The following is a 3,943-nucleotide window of genomic DNA, read 5'->3' as shown; positions in this document are numbered from 1 at the left end:
TGCATAAACGCACAGCGGGATCAGAATGCCAGAAGATACGTATCTGGTCAATATAGTCTTTAAAGGTTTGTTGAGGATCTTCTGTTTGAACTCGCTTGGGCTCCTTGATAAGTGAAAGTAAGAAAATTGACAGCATCACTCCAACTGCCGCGCCGGCATGTAGCCAGCCGAAATTGCGCGGGAATGAGAACGTCTTTAATGCCCAACTCACAAATAAGCCTGAGACAAGGGAAAGTAGTCCCGTAAAGAATTGCCACCACCCAAAATACCAACCTCTCACTCTCGGAGGAAGTGTTCGATTGAGCATATCAGTCCATGGAACCCAACAGCAGGCATCCATCATCATGAACATGCCATAGACAGGAATAAAAGTTGCCAGGATTTCATTTCGATTCGATGCGCCCCATAACAGCCATCCTGAGAAAAATACAAGAGGCACCCTCCCAATATAGGCACAGATAAGAAGAGTAGGTTTCGCGTGGACCCGATGACTTAAAAACCGTGCCATAAATATTTGAGGGATCAGTGTCGTAATGCATCGTATCCCCAGCACCGCTCCAATAACGACCGTTGAGTCTGTCAGGTTATTAAGAAAGACCGGAATGACCGCAGTAACATCAATACATGCCGCCCCCGCCATAAAGAAAATAGCCTCACTGAGCAGGAGTACAAAATTCCATTTCCAGTAAGGATATCTAAGCGAGGTATCTTCCGTTTCAATAGCATCTAATGACATCGGGCATAAGTATAGCGTATACGTAGCGAGAATGTTCATGCCGAAGTTACCCTCCTCTGACTTTTGTAGGGGCGAAGCTTGCTGCGCCCTCCGAAGGGCAGAGTCCCTCCTGCTTGGCGGTTGAAACCGCAGCTGATATTAGCGAAGTCCACCTGCGTGGACTCTTCCGGATAGTCAGCGTAGGCGGACTTTGCTCTCAACAGTCGAGAATTCATTCGCCAGACTCGTTTCCTGATCCCTTCGATATGGGCCTCGCCCTACTCAGTGAGGCCCATATTGGATCATTGCCTCTCCTGCTTGGCGGTTAAAACCTACTTGGTGCTCTAATCAAAATAAAAACAGCCCGACAGTGATTGTCGGGCTGTTTTCTATAATAAAGGTTATTTAAGCCGTTGAGATTAAACTATTGGAACGTAGTCGCTTTGCACGCTGTTACGACCTGGCCACCACAGTTTTGTGCAGTAAACGTTTCCAACTTGAAGAATTGTTCGTACTTCAACTTGCTGAAGTTGGATGGAGCCACGTGGCCGTCTGCAAAAGCGATGTTGCCATTATCGTTGTGCCACATGACGTTTTTATAATTAGTGCCCTTAGTCCAAGCGGCGCAAGTTATGCCGTCTTTTCCACAGAAGTTAAAGACGTCATGACCATAGGCAGAAGCTGCGCCCCATGCCGCTGCAAAAGTGGTGAAATTAGGGTCGAGATCAGCGCCTGTAGTCTTAGCAGAGAGCCAAGGTGATCCTAATCTCTCGTCAAAATAGTTGAGCATACTATCCCACATCATGATTGTATCGGCAGATCGATCGATATCAGCATCGCCGGTACCGTTTAAACGCATGTAGTTGTAGGCATAGGATGCGACATACGTGGAAGTAGGCTCGAGTGGGAATTCCCATGTGTTATCAGGAGTAGAGGCGCACATGGAGATTGCTTGGTTCTTCATGTACGGGTGAACCGCGTTGTAAATCCAGCCGGGTCGGCCGGGGTTAATGTTCTGGTTCAGCGCTTCAGGAGCGTTGCCAATAAAGCGAGTGGGATATACTCCACCCCAGTCAGTTACATAGCCGTGCATAGCGGCTGTGTAGTTCTTCAGGTTGTTGGCGCATGAGGTTTGTCGAGCCTTTTCACGCGCTGCAGCAAAAACAGGGAACAGGATGGCTGCCAAAATAACAATAATGGCAATAACGACTAATAACTCAATAAGAGTGAAACCAGACTTTGAATTGCGCATAACAAAAATTCCACCTTTCTTTTGGTTTGTGTCGTACTGTTGACGACGATTTTACACCCATATTATTATCGGTAATGGCGGTAGCGCGTGCTAGAGGTATAACTTAATAATAACTACTACAAAAGTGCAACACATACCACCAACGCAAATAACAAGGATGCTTACTATCACTATACCATACGTTTGAGAAAAGTGTATATTTACAGCAAAATCTCTCCGTAAATATGCACCGCTATTTAGGGGTTGCGACTACTTTACGCCCAATAGCTCGACGTCGAATATAAGGGTTGCGTTTGGAGGGATGACGCCGCCAGCGCCTGCTGCGCCGTATCCAAGATTTGGCGGGATGGTTAATCGTCGTTTTCCGCCCACTTTCATCGTGCTGACCCCTTCATCCCAACCTTTTATTACTTGGCCAACTCCGATTGTAAATGCGAAGGGTTGGCCGCGTTTTACGGAACTATCAAATTCCTTACCATCGGTTAGCATCCCAACGTAGTGAACAGTGACGGTCTGACCTTTTTCAGGTGAGGGACCGGTTCCTTCGACTGTATCTTCATATTGAAGGCCGCTTTCTGTTGTCATGAGTATCTCCTTTGAGGGTTTGATGTCGATTGTTTCTTGTCGAAATAAGGGTGTCCATTTTGAATTAACTTTAGAAAAGACGAGACCAACCCACTTGGTGGGCATAGGCCCGCTTATGTCTCGTTCCTTCAGGTAATAGCTTATAATCGCTGTATTGCCAAATAGGTTCAGGTTGTATCGAATTTGAGTTGAGTTTATGCTTCCTGATTTGCCGGCAATATTAATGAGCTGCGCTTTATTAAGCCTGCCTGTAAGGTCCATTGCTTCGAATGAGGCAGGAAGTCGTTGAATGGCTGAGATGTCTTTCTTGCCTAAACTTTCAAGAATAGGTTTATCGTTTCTTATGAATTCGAGTAAAAGAGGATTGCGAACGCCGGCATAATCATCAGTAATATTGAATAATTGGGATTTGTGCTCGACTAGGGGACGACTCTCTTGATGATAAACCATCATCCACTTCTCGCCGAATTTAGCCCACACACTGCTTGCCCAAACGGTTACCGGGCCGGTCTTTTCATCCGCTTTGAAGCTATAGGTGATAATGCCCATGTCACCGAAACTCTGAACTTTGGGATTCTCAATCGTTAGATTGCCTATTGTTTGAGTTTTTATGAGCTCAAGTAAATCAGCGCGGCCGATGCGTCCTCGATAGGATACGAAGTTAAAATAGGGGTTTATTAGCTTCGTCAGGGTATCGGCGTCTTTACTCGCTAACGCGCTCAAGACTGTCTGTTCCTGCTTAACAAACTCATCCTGGACAACCGCAGCCTGCGCCAATGCGCCGACCACCGTTAATCCCAAAAGCAACATCCAAATCCTAGCTAATTTCATTCACTCATCTCCTGTTAGGAAGAACTTAATAGTTGAAATATTCTACAGCAAACCGTTAGCTTGGCGCAAGCGTACCTACTACGAAATTAAATGTTCGAGAAGGATTGTCAGGCCGATGGTGATTAGGACTAGACCGCCGATTACTTCGGCTTTTTTGTAGAAGTAGCGGCCAAAGTGATCGCCAAGCTCTACCCCAAGATAGGATAGGAAGAACGTAATAGCGCCTATTATCAGCGCGGGAATTATGGGTTGGATTCCCAGGAACGCAAAAGTTAATCCTATAACCATGGCATCGATACTGGTGGCAATAGCTAAGACAAAGAGAATATGGAGATCGCGTATGTTTAACTTACGTCTGTCCTCATCGGGTTTGACGCACTCATGGATCATTTTAAGACCAATTATCGTGAGAAGACCGAAGGCAATCCAATGGTCAACCCCTGTGATGTACCTGCTAAGTCCTGCGCCTATAGACCATCCAGCTAATGGCATGATGGCCTGAAATAGACCAAAAGTTCCACCTATTTTCAGACCATCTTTAACCGTTACATGTTTAAGAG

4 protein-coding genes and 1 pseudogene are annotated in these 3,943 nt (G+C 46.0%); all 5 read right to left on the bottom strand.

What is annotated here, in order from left to right:
- Window positions 1–775, bottom strand: a 775-nt coding sequence (locus WCO51_10645) for a hypothetical protein (GenBank protein ID MEI6513713.1), incomplete at its 3' end; no start/stop codon positions are given.
- Between the two features lie 364 nt (window positions 776–1,139).
- On the bottom strand, window positions 1,140–1,967 hold the full coding sequence (locus WCO51_10640) for a prepilin-type N-terminal cleavage/methylation domain-containing protein (GenBank protein ID MEI6513712.1): 828 nt from the start codon (window positions 1,965–1,967) through the stop codon (window positions 1,140–1,142).
- Between the two features lie 249 nt (window positions 1,968–2,216).
- A complete protein-coding gene (locus WCO51_10635; protein ID MEI6513711.1) occupies window positions 2,217–2,657 on the bottom strand; it encodes an FKBP-type peptidyl-prolyl cis-trans isomerase in 441 nt (146 codons plus the stop codon).
- A gap of 330 nt (window positions 2,658–2,987) precedes the next feature.
- Window positions 2,988–3,362, bottom strand: a pseudogene (locus WCO51_10630) (nuclear transport factor 2 family protein).
- Window positions 3,363–3,461: 99 nt separating this feature from the next.
- The coding region (locus WCO51_10625; protein MEI6513710.1) for a manganese efflux pump MntP family protein at window positions 3,462–3,943 on the bottom strand (482 nt) is incomplete at its 5' end.

The sequence above is a fragment of the bacterium genome (genome assembly GCA_037131655.1).
Lineage (GTDB): Bacteria > Armatimonadota > Fimbriimonadia > Fimbriimonadales > JBAXQP01 > JBAXQP01.
This window is presented reverse-complemented; position numbering and strand designations above follow the sequence as displayed.